A 16,694-nucleotide genomic window follows, 5' to 3' on the forward strand; every position below is an offset into this window, starting at 1 on the left:
ATAATTTAAAATTTTTCAATGCGATATCTGAGACTCAACATTCTATTTTTTCTGATCATTCCGTTACTGGCCTTCGCGGAGGACGGAAGTCAGCTATGGCTTCGGTTTCCTGCCAAAAACGGAATATCTGCAGATAAAATTATTTCCAGAGGGAACAGTCCCACGCTGAACATTGCCAGAAAAGAGCTGAGCGGCCACTGGCAGGGACAGGCGGTGGAACTTCGTACCGAAAACAAAGAGAAAAATCTGAAAGACGGCTATAAGATTGTTTCCACCCCTGAAAAAATCGTTATTTCTGCAGGCAAAGAAATAGGACTGTTGTACGGAGTCTATCATATTTTACGATTACAGCAGACAAAAGCCGACTTGTCTCACTTAAACAGTATTGAAAAGCCATCATACGATGTAAGGATTCTGAATCATTGGGATAATCTGGACGGAAGCATTGAGAGGGGATATGCCGGAAGATCGCTTTGGAAATGGGAAGATCTGCCCGGGAAAATTTCTCCGCGCTATGAAGAATACGCGAGAGCGAATGCTTCTGTAGGAATTAATTCCGTTGTTTTGAATAATGTGAATGCATCGCCCAATATGCTTAGGGAAGATTATCTTAAGAAAGTCAAAGTTCTGGCTGATATTTTCAGGCCTTATGGTATCAAGGTGTATCTTTCTGTGAATTTTTCTTCCCCAAAAGTGCTTGGCGGATTGCAAAATTCAGATCCATTGAATAAGGATGTACAAAAGTGGTGGAAAGATAAAGCTGCTGAAATTTATAAGTTAATTCCCGATTTCGGCGGATTTTTGGTGAAAGCCAATTCCGAAGGGCAGCCGGGTCCTCAGGATTACGGAAGAACCCATGCAGACGGAGCCAATATGATGGCTGATGCCCTGAAACCTTACCATGGAATAGTGATGTGGAGAGCATTTGTCTACAGTCCGAGCAAAGACGACAGAGCCAAACAAGCTTATCTGGAATTTGTTCCTCTGGATGGTAAATTCAGGGATAATGTGATTATTCAGATCAAAAACGGTCCGGTTGATTTTCAGCCCCGCGAAGCGTTTAATCCGCTTTTCGGAGCATTAAGAAAAACTTCCGAAATGGTAGAATTTCAGATTACACAGGAATATCTGGGCATTTCAAATCATTTGGTTTATTTGGCTCCATTATTCAAGGAAACACTGGAAAGTGATACTTACTCGGACGGTCAGGGATCTACGATTGCTAAAATAACAGACGGAACTTTAAGACCCGCAAAATTGACAGCCATTTCGGCTGTTGCCAATATCGGGGAAGATACAAACTGGACAGGGCATCATTTTGCACAGGCCAACTGGTATGCCTTCGGAAGGTTGGCATGGAACCATCAGCTGAGTTCAGAGCAGATTGCGGATGAATGGATTAAAATGACCTTTACAGACAATCAGAAATTCCTGAATCCGGTAAAAGAAATGATGCTTTCGTCCCGAGAAACCGCTGTGGATTATATGATGCCTTTGGGACTTCACCATATTTTTGCAGGCGGACATCACTACGGGCCAGAGCCATGGGGAGATTATAAAGGCGGAAGACCGGACTGGTCACCCGTCTATTATCATCAGGCTGATGCTCAGGGATTGGGCTTTAACAGAACAAAAACAGGAAGTAATGCTGTTTCGCAATATTTTCCACCATTGAATGAAAGGTATGGGAATATCTCAACCTGTCCGGAAAATCTTATCCTGTGGTTTCATCATGTTCCGTGGGATTATACAATGAAAGACGGAAAAACACTATGGGATGAGCTGTGCTATACGTATGATTCCGGAGTAAAAAAAGCAAGGGACTATCAGAAAGTATGGGATAAGATGGAACCTTATATAGATGAACAAAGATTTGCTGATGTTCAGTCAAAACTCAAGATTCAGTCAAAAGATGCAGTCTGGTGGAAGGATGCCTGCCTGCTGTATTTCCAGACTTTTTCCAAAAAACCGATTCCTTATGACATCGAACGCCCTGTTCACGAATTGGAAGATCTGAAAAAAATTAAATTGAATATGGGACATCACAATTAAAAAAATGAGGCCGTTTTTTTTCCGGATCGGAAAGAAGAGCGGCCTCAAATAATAATAGCTATGTAAAATTTTAAATCCAAATAATTGGAATGAATGATCTTTAAATGTAGCGGGTTATCTAAGGGAAATTATTTTATTAAAAATATTTCCGTTTTCTTCAACCTGGATGATATATTGGTTGGCTGTTTGTGGGTTAAGATTAAAGGTAATATCTACATTGCCGTCAGCATATTCTCTGTTGGATGTATAATACGTCGTATTGGATAGATCATATACTGAAATATTTACGGGACCCTTTACATCCGACATATGCAGCTTCGCCATATTACCGGAAATGGTATATTCAGGCTTATTGATTGAGCTCACAGGCTTTTTTTCCACTTCCATTACATTATCGGAACTGATTTGTATTTTATACTTCTCTATCTTCATTTCTGATTCTGCTACCAGATAATAAGTTCCGGGTTCAAAGCTTTGAAAATCATACGTTTTCATTACATGGCTCCCATCCGTAAGATTTTCGGAGAATAGTTCATCATGTGCACTGTTATAAACAAAAACAGATACGCTTCTGGCGTTCGACAGCTCAAAATTTAACGTTTTGGCTTGTACGTTTCCAAAGGAAAGGGAAAAATCTCTATCCTTACTCATTACATTTGCTGAAAACAACAAGGCTCCTGCAAAAAATACGGCTTTTAATAATGTGCTCATGGGTTAAGGCTTTTAGGATTAATACTGCAAAGCTAGGGCACCAATAATTCTCAGGCTATAATTAAATTTTCATATTTATTTGCTATATTAACCTTGTTTAATGATATTAGTGTATTATTTGTTAATTTTGCATATGAAATTATTTGTATTTGGCCTATGAAACATGTAAATCCTTCTTTTGAGGCGGTAAGACCTACTATAGGAAGCAGCTTTACCAGCCTTAAATTTCTGACTAATGAGAATATAAAATCACATGTCTGGCATTACCATCCCGAGATTGAGTTGATTTTTGTATGCAAAGGTTCCGGGAAAAGACAGATTGGAAGTAGTATCACTTATTTTTCAGAAGGAGATCTTGTACTTATAGGAAGCAATCTACCGCATTGCGGACTCACCAATGAAAGTACGCATAATGAGTATGAAATGGTTATTCAGTTCAAACCTGATTTTTTAGGAGAACCTATCTGGGACATACCGGAAATGCAAAGGATTTCTTCTTTGCTTGAAAAATCAAAAGCAGGTATTGTATTTGGGGAGGATGTGAAAAAAAGAATCGGGAAAGAGATTGTTGAGATGCATGAAGCTTCCTCTTTGGACAGGTTATGCAGATTTTTAAAAATATTGGATGAATTGGCTGTTACTCAGGATTACAGGATTTTAAATGCGGGAAAATATTACCTTCAGACACAGATTGAAGATAATGAAAGAATCAATCTTATATTCAATTACGTCAAAGATCATTTTAAAGAAGCCATAACCCTGGAAGAAATGGCTGATCTTGCCAATATGAAAGTACCGTCTTTTTGCCGTTATTTTAAAAAAATCACAAATAAGACCTTTACACAGTTTGTTAACGAATACAGAATTACCCATGCCCTCAAGCTTCTTGCTGAACAGCCCTTAAGCATTACAGAAGTCTGCTTTGAATCCGGATTTAATAATTTCAGTTATTTTAATAAAACGTTTAAGGAATACATCCAAAAAAGTCCTTCTCAATACAGGAAAGAGTTTAATTATTTCATGGAATAATTTTTAGCAAAACAATAAAAAAGTGTAATCATATGATGATTTATTAAAATATAAGTGTAATTTTAACACTTATAAAATAACAATCACTTTTTATGAAATTTTTTATTGACACTGCCAATCTGGCGATGATAGAAGAAGCCCATGCCCTTGGAGTTCTTGACGGAGTAACCACCAACCCTTCGCTGATGGCGAAAGAGGGGATTTCCGGAAAACAAAACATACACCAACACTATCTTGATATCTGCAACATTGTGGATGGCGATGTAAGTGCTGAAGTTTTAGGAATTACTTTTGGAGAAATGGTTAAGGAAGGTGAAGAGCTTGCTGCACTACATCCGAGAATTGTTGTAAAAGTACCCATAACTCAAGATGGGATTAAAGCCATCCGCTATTTTTCTGAAAAGGGAATAAAGACCAACTGTACGCTTGTATTCTCTTCCGGACAGGCATTGCTGGCTGCCAAGGCAGGAGCCACCTATGTTTCTCCGTTTCTGGGAAGACTGGATGATGTCTCTACCGATGGCCTTCATCTGATATCGGAAATCCGGGAGATTTATGACAATTATGCTTTTCAGACACAGATCCTTGCTGCTTCAGTCCGACACAGCATGCATATTATCAATTGTGCAAAGATTGGTGCTGATGTGGTAACGTGTCCTTTGGCTCCTATACTTTCTCTTCTTAAACATCCGCTTACAGATTCAGGATTAGACCAGTTTATTAAAGATTCACAAAAAATGAAATAAGATTGGGCAGAAAAAGTATAACTTCTCTGTTAAAATTCAGTAGTTTTATACTTTAGATGAGCCCAGATCTGTTGATCAAATGAGATTGATATGCAGGAACAGTTAATCAACCCAACCATACAAAAGTTTAGGACTGAATTCAAAGCAGAACCTGAACACATCTTCCTTTCTCCCGGGAGAATTAATATTATCGGTGAGCATGTAGACTATAGCGACGGTTTTGTATTACCTGCTGCCATAGATAAATACATTTGTTTTGCTGTCCGCAAGCTGCCACAGTCTAATTTTTGTACCATCATAGCCAAAGACCTCGGAGAAGAATATACATTTGATGTCACAATAGAGGTAAAACCTGTACCGCAAATGTGGATGAACTATATTCTGGGCGTTTTCAGCCAGTTGCAGAAGTCAGAAAACCAGTTTTGCGGAATGGAAATTGTCTTCAGTAGTACCATTCCAATGGGATCCGGACTTTCTTCTTCGGCAGCCCTTGAATGTGGCTTTGCCTATATCCTCAATGAACTTTTTGACCTTCATCTCACCAAGAAAGAAATCGCGGTGATCGGGCAAAAATCAGAACATACTTTTGCAGGAGTTCAGTGCGGAATTATGGATCAGTTTGCCTCCGTTTTCGGAAAGGAAAATAAGGTGATTATGCTTGACTGTAATTCTTTGGAGCATCAATATTTTGATGCCGACCTTAAAGGATACAGCCTGCTGCTTTTTGACAGCTGTGTAAAGCATAGTCATCTGACATCCGGCTATAATGAAAGACGTAGAGATGTAGAACACGGTAAAAAAGTCTTATGGAAAAATTTCCCTGAGATTGAAAAATTCCGGGATTTTACATTGTCTATGCTTGATCATACAAAGGAAGAAATGGGAGATATTTCATACAAAAGATGTCTCTATCTGTTGAAAGAAATCCGAAGAGTAGAAATGGCGGCCAAAGCAATTTCGGAAGGAAATATTGAATATCTGGGAACACTTCTCACAGAAACCCATGCCGGGCTGTCCACTGAATTTGAGGTCAGTTGCATTGAACTTGATTTTTTGGTTGAAAACACATTGCAGAAGGAAGGGGTTCTGGGAGCAAGAATCATGGGAGGCGGCTTTGGGGGCTGCAGTATCAACCTGATTCAGGAAAACAGAGCTGAAGAAGTGATTAAAGCCATCAGTGAAAAATATCTTGAACATTTTAATATTCAGATGAAAGTGTATCAAGTTAAAATTTCAGACGGGATAAAAGAATACACCAATGAATACATCATTTGACCGTAATAAACATCCCCACAGAAGATACAATCCTCTCCTGAATGAATGGATACTGGTTTCTCCCCAACGGGCAAACCGGCCCTGGCAAGGACAGAGAGAGAAGACCGCAGCAGATGATCGTCCTGCCTATGATCCGGACTGTTATCTCTGTTCCGGAAATTGGCGTGCTAACGGAGCCCGCAACCCTGACTATAAAGGGACATACGTTTTTAATAACGATTTCGGGGCGTTGCTTAATGAAGAGGTTGATTTCTCAGAAGGACATTCAGGATTTTTTACCCTGCTTCCGGAACGTGGAATCAACAGGGTTGTTTGCTTTTCTGAAGACCACAGCCTTACCTTACCGGAAATGTCCGTGGAACAAATAAAAAATGTGGTGGATGCATGGCAGGCGCAGTTCATTGAATTAGCAGCTTTCGACCATATTAATTATATTCAGATTTTTGAGAATAAAGGAAGCATCATGGGATGCAGCAATCCTCATCCGCACGGCCAGATATGGGCACAGTCATCAGTTCCGGCAATGGTTCAGAAAACCCAGGATCAGTTGAAATCTTATTTTGAAAAGAATAAAAGAACATTGCTGGAGGACTATATTGAGCAGGAAATAACGGCCGGCGAACGTGTGGTCACAGAAAATGAAAATTTTGCAGCATTAGTGCCGTTTTGGGCATCATGGCCTTATGAAACAATGATTATCAGTAAACAACAAAGAGAAAATATTGCAGCATTTTCTGAGGATGAAAAAGAATCACTTGCAGCCATACTCAAGGACCTGACTACAATTTATGACAATCTTTTTGAAACGTCATTTCCTTATTCTGCGGGAATTCATCAATCACCTACGGACGGAAAGCAACATCCGGAATGGCATTTTCATATGCATTTTTATCCACCGCTGCTCAGGAGTGCGGAAGTAAAGAAATTTATGGTAGGGTATGAAATGCTTGCAGAGCCTCAGCGAGACATTACCCCGGAACAAAGCGCGGCAATATTAAGAAACCTGCCCCGGATTCATTACAAGAAAAAATAATAAAATCAATACCTTTGGAAAGAATATGCAGATGGTAATTCTGATACATACAGAATATAACATCTCTTTTTCTCAATAAAATTATGGAACAAATTAAATTAATTGTGACGGATATGGATGGGACGTTTCTGAATTCCAACCATGAAATGAGCCCTGAATTTTCGGATATTTATAAAGAACTGAAAAAAAGAAATATTGTATTTGTTCCCGCGAGTGGCAGGCAGATGCCGGGGATTACCCATTATTTCGGGGATATAGAGAGTGAGATCGGCTTTATCGCTGAAAACGGAGGTTATGTGATCTATAAAGATCAGGAGCTTTTTGCTGATATATTGGAATATAAATATATTGTTGAGATCATCAAAGCGGTTCGGGAAATACCGGGAGCGAAAGCGGTACTCTCAGCTAAAAAAATGGCATATTATGAAACCGAAGATCAGCAGTTTGTAGATTTTTTCTCAAAGTATTATACCGAAAATATGAAAAAGGATGATCTTACTGAAAGAATTGATGATACAGCCTTTAAAATAGCAGTTTATCATCCTGAAGGCTCTGAAGAATATCTGTATCCGGTTTTGAAAAGATTTGAAGAATTCGGTCTGGAAGTGGTTGTTTCGGGAGAACACTGGCTGGACATTATGAATAAGGATATCAATAAAGGAAACGCTTTGAAAATCCTTCAGAAATCTTTGGGAATCTCTCCTGAAAATACGATGGCATTCGGAGATTATATGAACGATATAGAAATGCTGAAGAATGCCAAATATTCTTACGCGATGAAAAATGCACACCCGAATGTAAAGCAGGTGGCCAATTTTGAAGCGTGTACCAATGACAGCTTTGGAGTTTTAAAAACAATCAAGGGCTATCTGGACTGATTAAAGGCATTGGTAGTAAGAAATGCAATAGAATATCGGGCTATAAAATAAACCCATGGAGTATAAAAAAGCACATCCGCATAAAGCGTTAGAACCCTTCATTCATTTCTATTGGGAATTGAAAGGAAATGAACAGGAAGAGCAGTGGGAAAGAGTTTTTCCGGATGGCTGTGCCGGTATACTAATGAATGTAGGAGATCCTTGTTTGACGGATAACGGTTCGGTTGTAATGGAGTTCGGAAAAACTTATGTAGTGGGAGCAATGACTTCATTCAAAGATAGTTTTATTGATACTGATACTCATTTAATCGGTGCATGCCTGAAGCCGGCAGCTTTTGCCAATTTCTATAATTATACTTCACAGAATGAGCTGGTAGACGACACGATTGAATTTGAAAAATCAAATTCCTTTAACGTTGACAAAGCATTAGAGGATACTTTCCATTATTTTGATCAATTCTTTTCCGCTAGAGTACAGAATAAGAACAACAAGTTACAACCTGTACTTAACGAGATACATTCTGCAAAAGGAAAAATCAGCATATATGAGCTTGCAAAAAGGAATTTCACGTCCGTAAGACAATTGGAAAGGGATTTTAAAAGACTTATCGGAATATCACCAAAAGAATATACCAATATAATCCGATTTCAGAATGCTTTGCACCTGATCAGAAATCCGGATCAAAACAGGAGTCTCTTAGATATTGCATTTGAATGTGGATACTATGACCATTCACACCTTAGCCATGAAATCAAAAGAAATACAGGACTTTTGCCATCGTTACTTTGATTTGTCGCATTTTTACAAAGTATACCAGGCTGGGTAAAAGTAAATTTGCAGATACATTAAAATTCAAAACAATGCGAAAAATATCACTTTTTATTGCAATGAGCTTAGATGGTTATATCGCGCAACCCAATGACGATTTAAGCTTTTTAAAACTTGTAGAGAAAGAAGGCGAAGATTATGGCTATGCGGAATTTACTTCTCAAATTGATACCATAATTATTGGTAGAAGAACCTATGATTATGTAGTAAATGAAATCGGAGCATCTCATTATGATAATGGGGAACGGGATGTTTATGTAATTACCAGAATAGAAAGGCCGCAAGTAGGCAGAACGATTTTTTATACGGGTAATTTAACCGAATTGGTTGAGCGTTTAAAATCAGAAAACGGTAAAAATATTTATTGTGACGGCGGTGCGGAAGTAATTAATGAATTATTAAAGCAAGACCTGATAGACGAGTTTGTAATTTCGGTTGTCCCGGTTTTATTAGGTGATGGAACAAGACTTTTTAATGACAAAAGACCAGAACAGGTACTTGAATTTATTACCGTAAAAACATTTGAAACCGGTTTGGTACAACTTCACTACAAACGTAAAAAGTAATCAAAGAAAGCCGCTTAAAAGAGCGGTTTTCCTGTATTTGGAATCAATAGTTTTGGAATGATAGTATTGCCTGTCTTTAAAAATCTAAAAAAATAGTAATATAGTGTGTTTAAATAGTATATTTGATTTTGATCGCAATTACTGAATTTTCGGGTTTCAAATATTTATATTTTTCACAGTACGTACCAATATGTTTTCGCCGGATACAAATAATGACCGGATGATTGCCAAAAACTTTGGCTTAATCGAAACAAAATTTATAATTCTACCGACATGTATATAAGCATCAAGAATGTCAAATTTTTATTTATTGTAATTATACCGTTTTTTCTTTCCTGCTCAAGCAAGTATGGTACCGGGCGGCTTAATGAAACAACTGGAAATAATCCGGCAGACTCCCTCTACATGAAAATCCAGAAATTAGGCTTGGAGTCTATGAAAAAAAATAATGTTCCCGGAACGGCAGTGGCCATTATTGAAAATGGAAAAGTAAAATGGATACAATATCTTGGATTTGCTGATGTAAAAAGACAGAAACCTGTCAGCAGGGAAACCGTATTTAATATTGGTTCTGTTTCAAAAGTATTTTCTGCGTGGGGATTTATGCAACTCAGTGAAAAGAAATATCTAAAATTAGATGAACCTGTAAATCAGTATTTAACGCGATGGAAATTGCCTGAATCCCAATACAATGTTTCAAAAGTGACATTAAGGCGTATCCTTAGTCATACAGCCGGTCTTTCGGTACATGGATATGGAGGTGCGGAACAGGGAACACCTTTAATGAGTTTGGAAGAGTCGCTTTCAGGAAAGACAAAAAGAAATGGTGAAAGTGTCCGGTTGATAAGTGAACCCGGAACGAAATGGGAGTATTCGGGAGGAGGTTATACATTAGCACAACTGCTTCTTGAAGAAAAGACAAAAGAGAAGTTTGCATATTACATGAAGGAGAATGTTTTTAAGCCCCTTGGATTAAAAAATACAGATTATGAATGGCCGGATACATTACAAACCTCTGCCACAGCTTACGATACATCAGGAAATCCGATACATAACCGTATTTTCACAGAGCAGGCCGCTGCAGGACTGCAAACAACAATTGTTGACCTGGCCCGATTCGCCGTAATATCCCTTACAGCTAATCGAAATGATCTGAATAATGTTTTAAAACCAGAAACGCTGGAATTAATGAAGCAACCTGTTTTACCATATTCTGACCAGGGAGAGAGTGGCCTGGGCTATCGTTTTATGAATTACGAGGGATTAAGGACTATAGGACATACCGGAGAAAATGAAGGTTGGAGCGCTGCAATGTTTTTACATGTACCAACCAAGAGTGGTATAGTGATACTCTGTAATAGTACCAACGGTGATCGGGTGTGGTATACTCTTTATCAGGAATGGGCAAAAAGAATACTTGCAGCACAGGTGAAAGTTCAATAATAACATGCAATAATGTTTCATTATTATCTATAACAAATACTGTTATTGGAGTGTTCATCATCTTAGTTAGTCATATAATTTTGTTCATAAACAGAGATTCGGTTACATTTTGTATGGATCCGGTTACAGTGAGCAGATTTTTTTTGTATATTTTAGTCTCTCAAACAGGATATTATATTCTGTTGGGCATTAAAAAAACACATATATATCAATAATCTGCTGAATATAAATTATAGAGAATGGATTTGGAAGGCAGATTTAAAAGTAAAAAAATACTGATGAAAAAACTCTTACTGATCGTAACAAATGTAAATCAATATGCAAGCGGATTGGCAACAGGGTTATGGCTAAGTGAACTTACTCATATTTATCACGCTGCAAAAGAAAAAGGCTGGGCCGTCACTATTGCCAGTCCTAAAGGAGGAGATGTACCTATTGATCCAGAAAGCTTAAAACCTTTGGTTTTGGATACAATCACCAGGAATTACCACGAGGATCCTTTGTTTATGAAAGAATTAAACAGCTCTAAAAGTCTTAATGAAGTAAAAAACGAAAATTTTGATTGTATTTATCTGGCGGGCGGTCATGCTACGATGTACGACTTTCCAGATGATGTAACCTTACAGGTTATCATTAAAAACCAGTATGAAAAAAGTAAAATGGTAGCTGCTATTTGCCACGGAGTAGGAGGGCTGCTTAACGTAAAACTGTCCAATGGTGACTATCTGATCAAAGGCAAGTCAATCACTGGATTTGATTGGTTTGAAGAAACGATAGCGAGAAGAAAAAGAGAAGTTCCTTTTAATTTGGAAGCAGCGATTAAAGAACGGGGAGCTAATCTAAAAAAAGCTTTTATACCCATGACTTCTAATGTTGTCGTATATAATAATCTCGTGACCGGGCAAAATCCATTCAGCTCTAAGGAAATGGCAAAAGTTGTTGTAAAAGAGCTTGTGAAAACACAAAAATAAATACGCGGATAGGTCTTTATTATTTACATATTAATCACTAAAATTTTTATTATGGCACAATTTCTTCCTGCGGAAAAAGATCCGCAAATCTTAAGAGAAATCAGAGAATTTCTAGATGCTCTTAACAGTAGCGGGGGTAAACCTTTGGAAACGATGACACCTCAGGATGCGAGACAAGTTTTAATAGACGCTCAAAAATCAGTAGAGTTCGATTTTTCTGACATTGTAGAGACAGAAAGAGAAATTACACAAGATGGTATTACAGTAAACATCCACATCGTAAGGCCTGCCAATGCCTCTTCTGATAAGCTTCCTGTATTTATGTTTACCCATGGTGGGGGCTGGGTTTTGGGTGATTATCCTACCCATAGGAGATTAGTTAGGGATTTGGTGGTCAACAGTGATGCAGCTGCTGTTTTTACAGATTATACTCCCTCTCCTGAAGCACAATATCCGGTAGCTATAAACCAGATATATGCCGCTACAAAATGGGTGGCCGAAAATGGCGCTGAAATCGGTGTTGATGGGAAAAATTTGGCAGTTGCAGGAAACAGTGTAGGAGGAAATATGACAGCTGTACTCTGCCTGATGGCAAAAGATAAAGGAGGTCCTGAGATTAAATTCCAATTATTATTATGGCCGGTAACAGATGCTGATTTTACGCGGGAATCATGGCAGAATTATGCGGATGGTCGTTTTTTAACTGCTTCATTAATGAAGTGGATGTGGAATAATTACCTTCCGGATCTGGAAAAAAGAAAAGAATATTATGCTTCACCATTCCAGGCATCACTGGAAAAACTGAAAGGGCTTCCGCCTGCATTGGTACAGATTGCAGAAAATGATATTCTGCATGATGAAGGTTTGGCCTATGCAAGAAAATTAGATGAGGCAGGAGTACCTGTAACTATCGAAACCTATAACGGATTTATTCATGACTACGGATTACTTAATCCTCTTGATCACATTGAGGCGATCAGGTTCTCTTCGCAACAGGGAGCCTTAGCTCTTAAAAAGGCCTTATTTTCAAAATAATTGAACCAGAGACCCATCTTTGATTATTATTAAAAAACGGATGATGGATTGATATTCGGGAGTAAACCTTTATTCTCTAAAAACCAAATGGCACCATTGAAGATGAATGGTGTCATTTTTTTATATCGGTTGAACGGTGTAGCTTTTTTATAGATTATCTTTAATCCAGCCGCATAGAGCCATTTTTATATAATTTGCATATTTACACTTATTATAACCGGACTTTTTGTTCTCTTCAATATTGTTTAGGATAGTTTTTAACATGGATGATTACAATGATCTAATTTCATTTTATAAAAAATCAACGTTCTGTAATTAAGATAGTTGTGGTGCTTTAATATGCTCTAAATTTATAAATATAAATAGTGTATGCTATGAATATATCTAATTAAAATTTATGTTTGCCCTGTTAAAAAAAGCGAAATCCGAAAAGCTTAATAGAGTAGGAGAAAATTAAACTGTTTATTAATTATGAGTTCTGAAAGTAACAGAAAAAAGAAAGTTATTGATGATTTGTTGAAGAAGAAAATCGAAGGTCTTAAAGGAATTTATGGTGGTGTTGCATGCACGGCACCTCCTAAGCCGATTGTTATTACTCAATGCTACATCTGTACAGTAACTTCCCCGACCAATCCGAGCGGACCAGTTGTTGCAATTGCTCCTTAATTACTAAAAAAAGAAGGAATGAGCAATCATTCCTTCTTATCTAAAACTAGACTTACTATGATAAACAAAAGCTTACATGATGTGCTGGCCTACAGAAATGATGATGTTATTGATCGTTTTTTAACCATGTACAATATTGAGAAGGAAGAAGCTTTAAAGATATTTAACGAAACATTGAAATGGCTATGGCTGGGTAACCACGTTGATGATGTTTTTATTGATGATTCTACCTTAATAATTGATGAGATGTGGCATAACTTTATTCTTTTTACTCAGGACTATGAAGCCTTTTGTTCTGCACATTTTGGACGTTTTATACATCATCAGCCTGAAAAAAGAAAACAACAGGAGTGGTATAATGACACATTTAATGTTGAAAGCCATACAGACCGATTAAAAAGTTTATATGAAAGGGTGTATGATAATCTGGGAGAAGAGACCTTACTAACCTGGTATGAAGAATATCCTAAAAAATATTCTCCAGAGCAAATAAAAAAACTTAGAAAATGAAAAGAATTATTTATTTCTGTTTACTGATCCTGTCGAATCTGGTTTTCTCTCAAAATTTATCAACCGGTTTTGAGGAATTACAACCGGAAAAAATAGGGGGGTACACCGTAAAAAATACTGAAGGGAAAGAGGTTTATAAAACGGAATATCAACATCTTGACTCAGTAAAAATTTTCGGATATAATTATTTATCAGAAGACAATCTTAAAATAAGAGGGTTTCTTATAGAGCCTAAAATAAAAGGGAAGTATCCCGTAATTATTTTCAACCGTGGAGGCAATGGTGAACTTGGAGCTGTAACTCTACCAGTATTAACGGATTTTCTATCAAAAATTGCGGCTAAAGGCTTTGTGGTAATAGGCTCTCAGTTACGGGGAGGAGCCCGTAGTGAAGGAAAAGATGAATTTGGGGGGAAAGATATTGGAGATGTCTTAAAATTATTTGAAATTATTGATCATCAGGAGACTATTGATCCCAAAAAAGTTGGAATGCTGGGTGTAAGCAGAGGAGCAATGACCAACTTTTTAGTCCTAAAAGAAACAGACAGAGTAAACGTAAATATTACGGTAGGAGGCATTGCTGATTTAAATCAAAAAGACAGACCGGAAATGTTGGAGCTTTACAAAAAACTCATTCCTGATTTTGAGAAAAATTCGAAAAAAGAAATGGATAAGCGCTCTTCAGTTCTTGCTATTCCTATGATCAAAAATAAAAAAGTAAAAAATATGATTATCCATGGGGCCAATGATGAAAGGGTAAATGTTGAAAATGCAATTGTATTGTTTAAAAATTTAAAGGAAAATAATTTTTCAACAAGACTACTGATTTATGAAGATGCCAATCATGGAATTAATAATAACACGAAAAGCCTGATAGGAAATATAACCAAATTTTTCAAAGAATATCTCTAAACCTTCTGATGAAGTAAATGTGGCATTAGTTCGTTTTAGAATATCATTTGAGAAACGACAAAGGTCGATTTACTCAAAGAAAATAGAAGAAGCGATTGAGAAAAAATACACTAATGACTATAAATAAAAATAAATAAATAAATAAATAAATAAATAAATAACATTAAAATTTTAAACAACATGAAAAAATTCTTTAGACCATTACTTCTGATATCAATGTTTATGATTTCATTTTCCTGTAATGATGATTCACAATCTACAGAGAACGACTCTGTATCAGCTTTACATTCCAATTTAAGTAACAAAGCCGGTGATTGTGGATTAGTAACAGAAGGGGATGATCAAAAGTGGGAGGCTATAGATCCTGTGGAAGTGGCGATACTTCATAATAAATTTTTAGAAGTGGCTGTGAATACCGCACTTCAAAATCCTGGTAAATCTGACATAGAAATTTTGACAAGTCTGGATATTCCGAATGTAAGTAGTGACTATATGAATTGCATATCGACCAGAATATCCAATACTTCAGATGATGAGATGGATAAAGTTATCATGAGCAATTTGAGTGATGATAGAGCCGTGGGTCTTTATAATGAAATATTAGATGATTTATCAGGGGATAATAAATCGTTTTCCACCATATCAAAAGAAATGGATGACACTAGATTAAAAATCAATTCTCTTTCTAATCAGAAAGATAGAGACATCCTATTAACGTGTTTAGAAACAGGATTAGCATCATCAAAATTCTGGCTTCCTACAGAATTGGAAGGCGATGGAGTTGGCTATCATTATCTTTCCGTTGTAAACAGTACTTCAAAAGTAGGTGGTGATACACGATTCAAGAAAGATATGCGTGGTGCAGGATATGGAATGGTTGCATGGTCTTTTAGTGCTTTTTTAGGACCGGTTGGTGCTAGTGGGCTTGTATACGGAGCTGTAACCGGAGCTATAGGTTCTTCATTTTTACCATAAATCATGTGACATATAATTCAGGAAGAAAGTCCTTCAAATAATTTTGAGGGGCTTTTTTCAGGCTGGCTGTATACTATAATCTTTGATCATAGAATTATAATTTTTTGTTCATTACCATATACACTCCGGAAATTTGTATTTTTAATCCATCATTGGTGCAAGAAAAAGTTGTTAAAAGAAATGGAACCGGTCACAAAAATTAAAACGTATCACTTTCTTCCCTGCAAGTATGGTTTAGAGCTGCTTTTAGATATTGGTCGTATTGAAACATTAAATCATTTTGTATTAGATAGCACATTGCACCAGCTTAGTTTTTACGAAATTCTTTTTATTGAAAAGGGAGCCGGTACCTTTACATTGGATGAAAATAAGATTCCCATCACTCCTGGAACTGCTATCTTCACAAGCCCCGGACAAGTTCGGTGCTGGGAAATCAAAGAAAAGGTTGAAGGATATACTTTATTTTTTGATAAAGATTTTCTCTATCTCTTTTTTTCAGACGAGCTGTTCCTGTATAGATTTCAATATTTTCATCAATATTCATTTCCAACCGGGATGAAGATACCGGAAGTATCATTTGAGAAATGTATGAACCTTTTACATGAAATAGAAGGGGAGTTCGGGCAGCTTCAGAATGACAGCGGCCATCTGATCAGGTCCGTCTTATATCAGCTGCTTGTCATTCTCAATCGTTATTATGCAAGTGTTTATCATATTCAGGGGGATACCTATGTTCATCCGGATTTTTACAGGTTTCGATCTTTACTGGAAAATAACTTTATAAATGACAGGACTGTAGAGGCTTATACCCGAATACTTAATGTCAGTCCGGGATTTCTGAACAAAATATGCAGGCAATTCAGTGGGCTATCAGCACAACAAATGATTCACCATAAACTGATTTCAGAAATAAAGAAAGAGCTGTATCAAAACAAATCTGCAAAAGAGATTGCTTACGGGTTTGGTTTTTCTGATCCTTCTAATTTTAACCGCTTCTTTAAAAAACTTACGGGGAGCACTCCTCAACAATACCGGAAGAGTTTGTAAAATGACCATTTAAAAAT

Annotated in this window: 17 protein-coding genes; 16 read left to right on the plus strand and 1 reads right to left on the minus strand. The window is 37.0% G+C overall.

Translation table 11 applies throughout. The features are described 5' to 3' along the window. Nucleotides 1-18 precede the first annotated feature (18 nt). On the plus strand, nt 19-2,052 hold the full coding sequence (locus AC0INN_RS04065; protein ID WP_273647719.1) for an alpha-glucuronidase: 2,034 nt from the start codon (nt 19-21) through the stop codon (nt 2,050-2,052). 114 nt (nt 2,053-2,166) lie between these two features. Here AC0INN_RS04065 and AC0INN_RS04070 read toward each other — a convergent pair whose 3' ends face one another. Further along, complete coding sequence (locus tag AC0INN_RS04070; RefSeq protein WP_273647720.1) at nt 2,167-2,763, minus strand: hypothetical protein; 597 nt, start codon at nt 2,761-2,763, stop codon at nt 2,167-2,169. Nucleotides 2,764-2,919: 156 nt separating this feature from the next. On the opposite strand from AC0INN_RS04070, the gene AC0INN_RS04075 reads away from it, so the two are divergent. The 15 genes from AC0INN_RS04075 (at nt 2,920) to AC0INN_RS04145 (ending at nt 16,677) form a co-directional block, all read left to right on the plus strand. Further along, nucleotides 2,920-3,792: an AraC family transcriptional regulator gene (locus AC0INN_RS04075; RefSeq protein ID WP_306611857.1), complete on the plus strand. Its 873-nt coding sequence runs from the start codon at nt 2,920-2,922 to the stop codon at nt 3,790-3,792. A gap of 92 nt (nt 3,793-3,884) precedes the next feature. Next, nucleotides 3,885-4,538 carry a fructose-6-phosphate aldolase gene (fsa, locus tag AC0INN_RS04080; RefSeq protein WP_273647722.1) on the plus strand — a complete coding sequence of 218 codons (654 nt, stop codon included), beginning with the start codon at nt 3,885-3,887 and terminating at the stop codon, nt 4,536-4,538. Between the two features lie 90 nt (nt 4,539-4,628). Continuing rightward, entirely contained in the window at nt 4,629-5,813 is a 1,185-nt protein-coding gene (gene galK, locus AC0INN_RS04085) for a galactokinase (protein ID WP_273647723.1), read from the plus strand. Next, entirely contained in the window at nt 5,797-6,846 is a 1,050-nt protein-coding gene (locus AC0INN_RS04090; protein ID WP_306611859.1) for a UDP-glucose--hexose-1-phosphate uridylyltransferase, read from the plus strand. The genes galK and AC0INN_RS04090 overlap by 17 nt, the downstream gene beginning before the upstream one ends. An 83-nt stretch (nt 6,847-6,929) precedes the next feature. After that, on the plus strand, nt 6,930-7,724 hold the full coding sequence (locus tag AC0INN_RS04095) for a Cof-type HAD-IIB family hydrolase (RefSeq protein WP_306611861.1): 795 nt from the start codon (nt 6,930-6,932) through the stop codon (nt 7,722-7,724). Nucleotides 7,725-7,779: 55 nt separating this feature from the next. Next, complete coding sequence (locus tag AC0INN_RS04100; protein WP_306611863.1) at nt 7,780-8,514, plus strand: helix-turn-helix domain-containing protein; 735 nt, start codon at nt 7,780-7,782, stop codon at nt 8,512-8,514. A gap of 71 nt (nt 8,515-8,585) precedes the next feature. Next, on the plus strand, nt 8,586-9,119 hold the full coding sequence (locus AC0INN_RS04105; protein WP_306611865.1) for a dihydrofolate reductase family protein: 534 nt from the start codon (nt 8,586-8,588) through the stop codon (nt 9,117-9,119). A 405-nt stretch (nt 9,120-9,524) separates the two neighbouring features. Further along, nucleotides 9,525-10,562 (plus strand): serine hydrolase domain-containing protein, encoded by a 1,038-nt coding sequence (locus tag AC0INN_RS04110; RefSeq protein WP_306611867.1) that lies wholly within the window; start codon nt 9,525-9,527, stop codon nt 10,560-10,562. 278 nt (nt 10,563-10,840) lie between these two features. Then, the gene (locus AC0INN_RS04115; RefSeq protein ID WP_306611869.1) at nt 10,841-11,533 is read left to right on the plus strand and encodes a type 1 glutamine amidotransferase domain-containing protein; all 693 of its coding nucleotides are present in this window, start codon (nt 10,841-10,843) and stop codon (nt 11,531-11,533) included. Nucleotides 11,534-11,566: 33 nt separating this feature from the next. Further along, nucleotides 11,567-12,568, plus strand: a complete 1,002-nt coding sequence (locus AC0INN_RS04120) for an alpha/beta hydrolase (protein ID WP_373428010.1) — start codon at nt 11,567-11,569, stop codon at nt 12,566-12,568. A 471-nt stretch (nt 12,569-13,039) separates the two neighbouring features. Continuing rightward, complete coding sequence (locus AC0INN_RS04125) at nt 13,040-13,234, plus strand: hypothetical protein (RefSeq protein WP_273647725.1); 195 nt, start codon at nt 13,040-13,042, stop codon at nt 13,232-13,234. A 57-nt stretch (nt 13,235-13,291) separates the two neighbouring features. Next, nucleotides 13,292-13,744: a glycine-rich domain-containing protein gene (locus tag AC0INN_RS04130; protein ID WP_273647726.1), complete on the plus strand. Its 453-nt coding sequence runs from the start codon at nt 13,292-13,294 to the stop codon at nt 13,742-13,744. Further along, nucleotides 13,741-14,655: an alpha/beta hydrolase family protein gene (locus AC0INN_RS04135; protein WP_306611874.1), complete on the plus strand. Its 915-nt coding sequence runs from the start codon at nt 13,741-13,743 to the stop codon at nt 14,653-14,655. The genes AC0INN_RS04130 and AC0INN_RS04135 overlap by 4 nt, the downstream gene beginning before the upstream one ends. Before the next feature lie 222 nt (nt 14,656-14,877). Beyond that, a complete protein-coding gene (locus AC0INN_RS04140; RefSeq protein ID WP_306611877.1) occupies nt 14,878-15,630 on the plus strand; it encodes a hypothetical protein in 753 nt (250 codons plus the stop codon). 180 nt (nt 15,631-15,810) lie between these two features. Continuing rightward, on the plus strand, nt 15,811-16,677 hold the full coding sequence (locus AC0INN_RS04145; protein ID WP_306611879.1) for an AraC family transcriptional regulator: 867 nt from the start codon (nt 15,811-15,813) through the stop codon (nt 16,675-16,677). Nucleotides 16,678-16,694: the final 17 nt, after the last annotated feature.

The sequence above is a fragment of the Chryseobacterium subflavum genome (genome assembly GCF_055762745.1).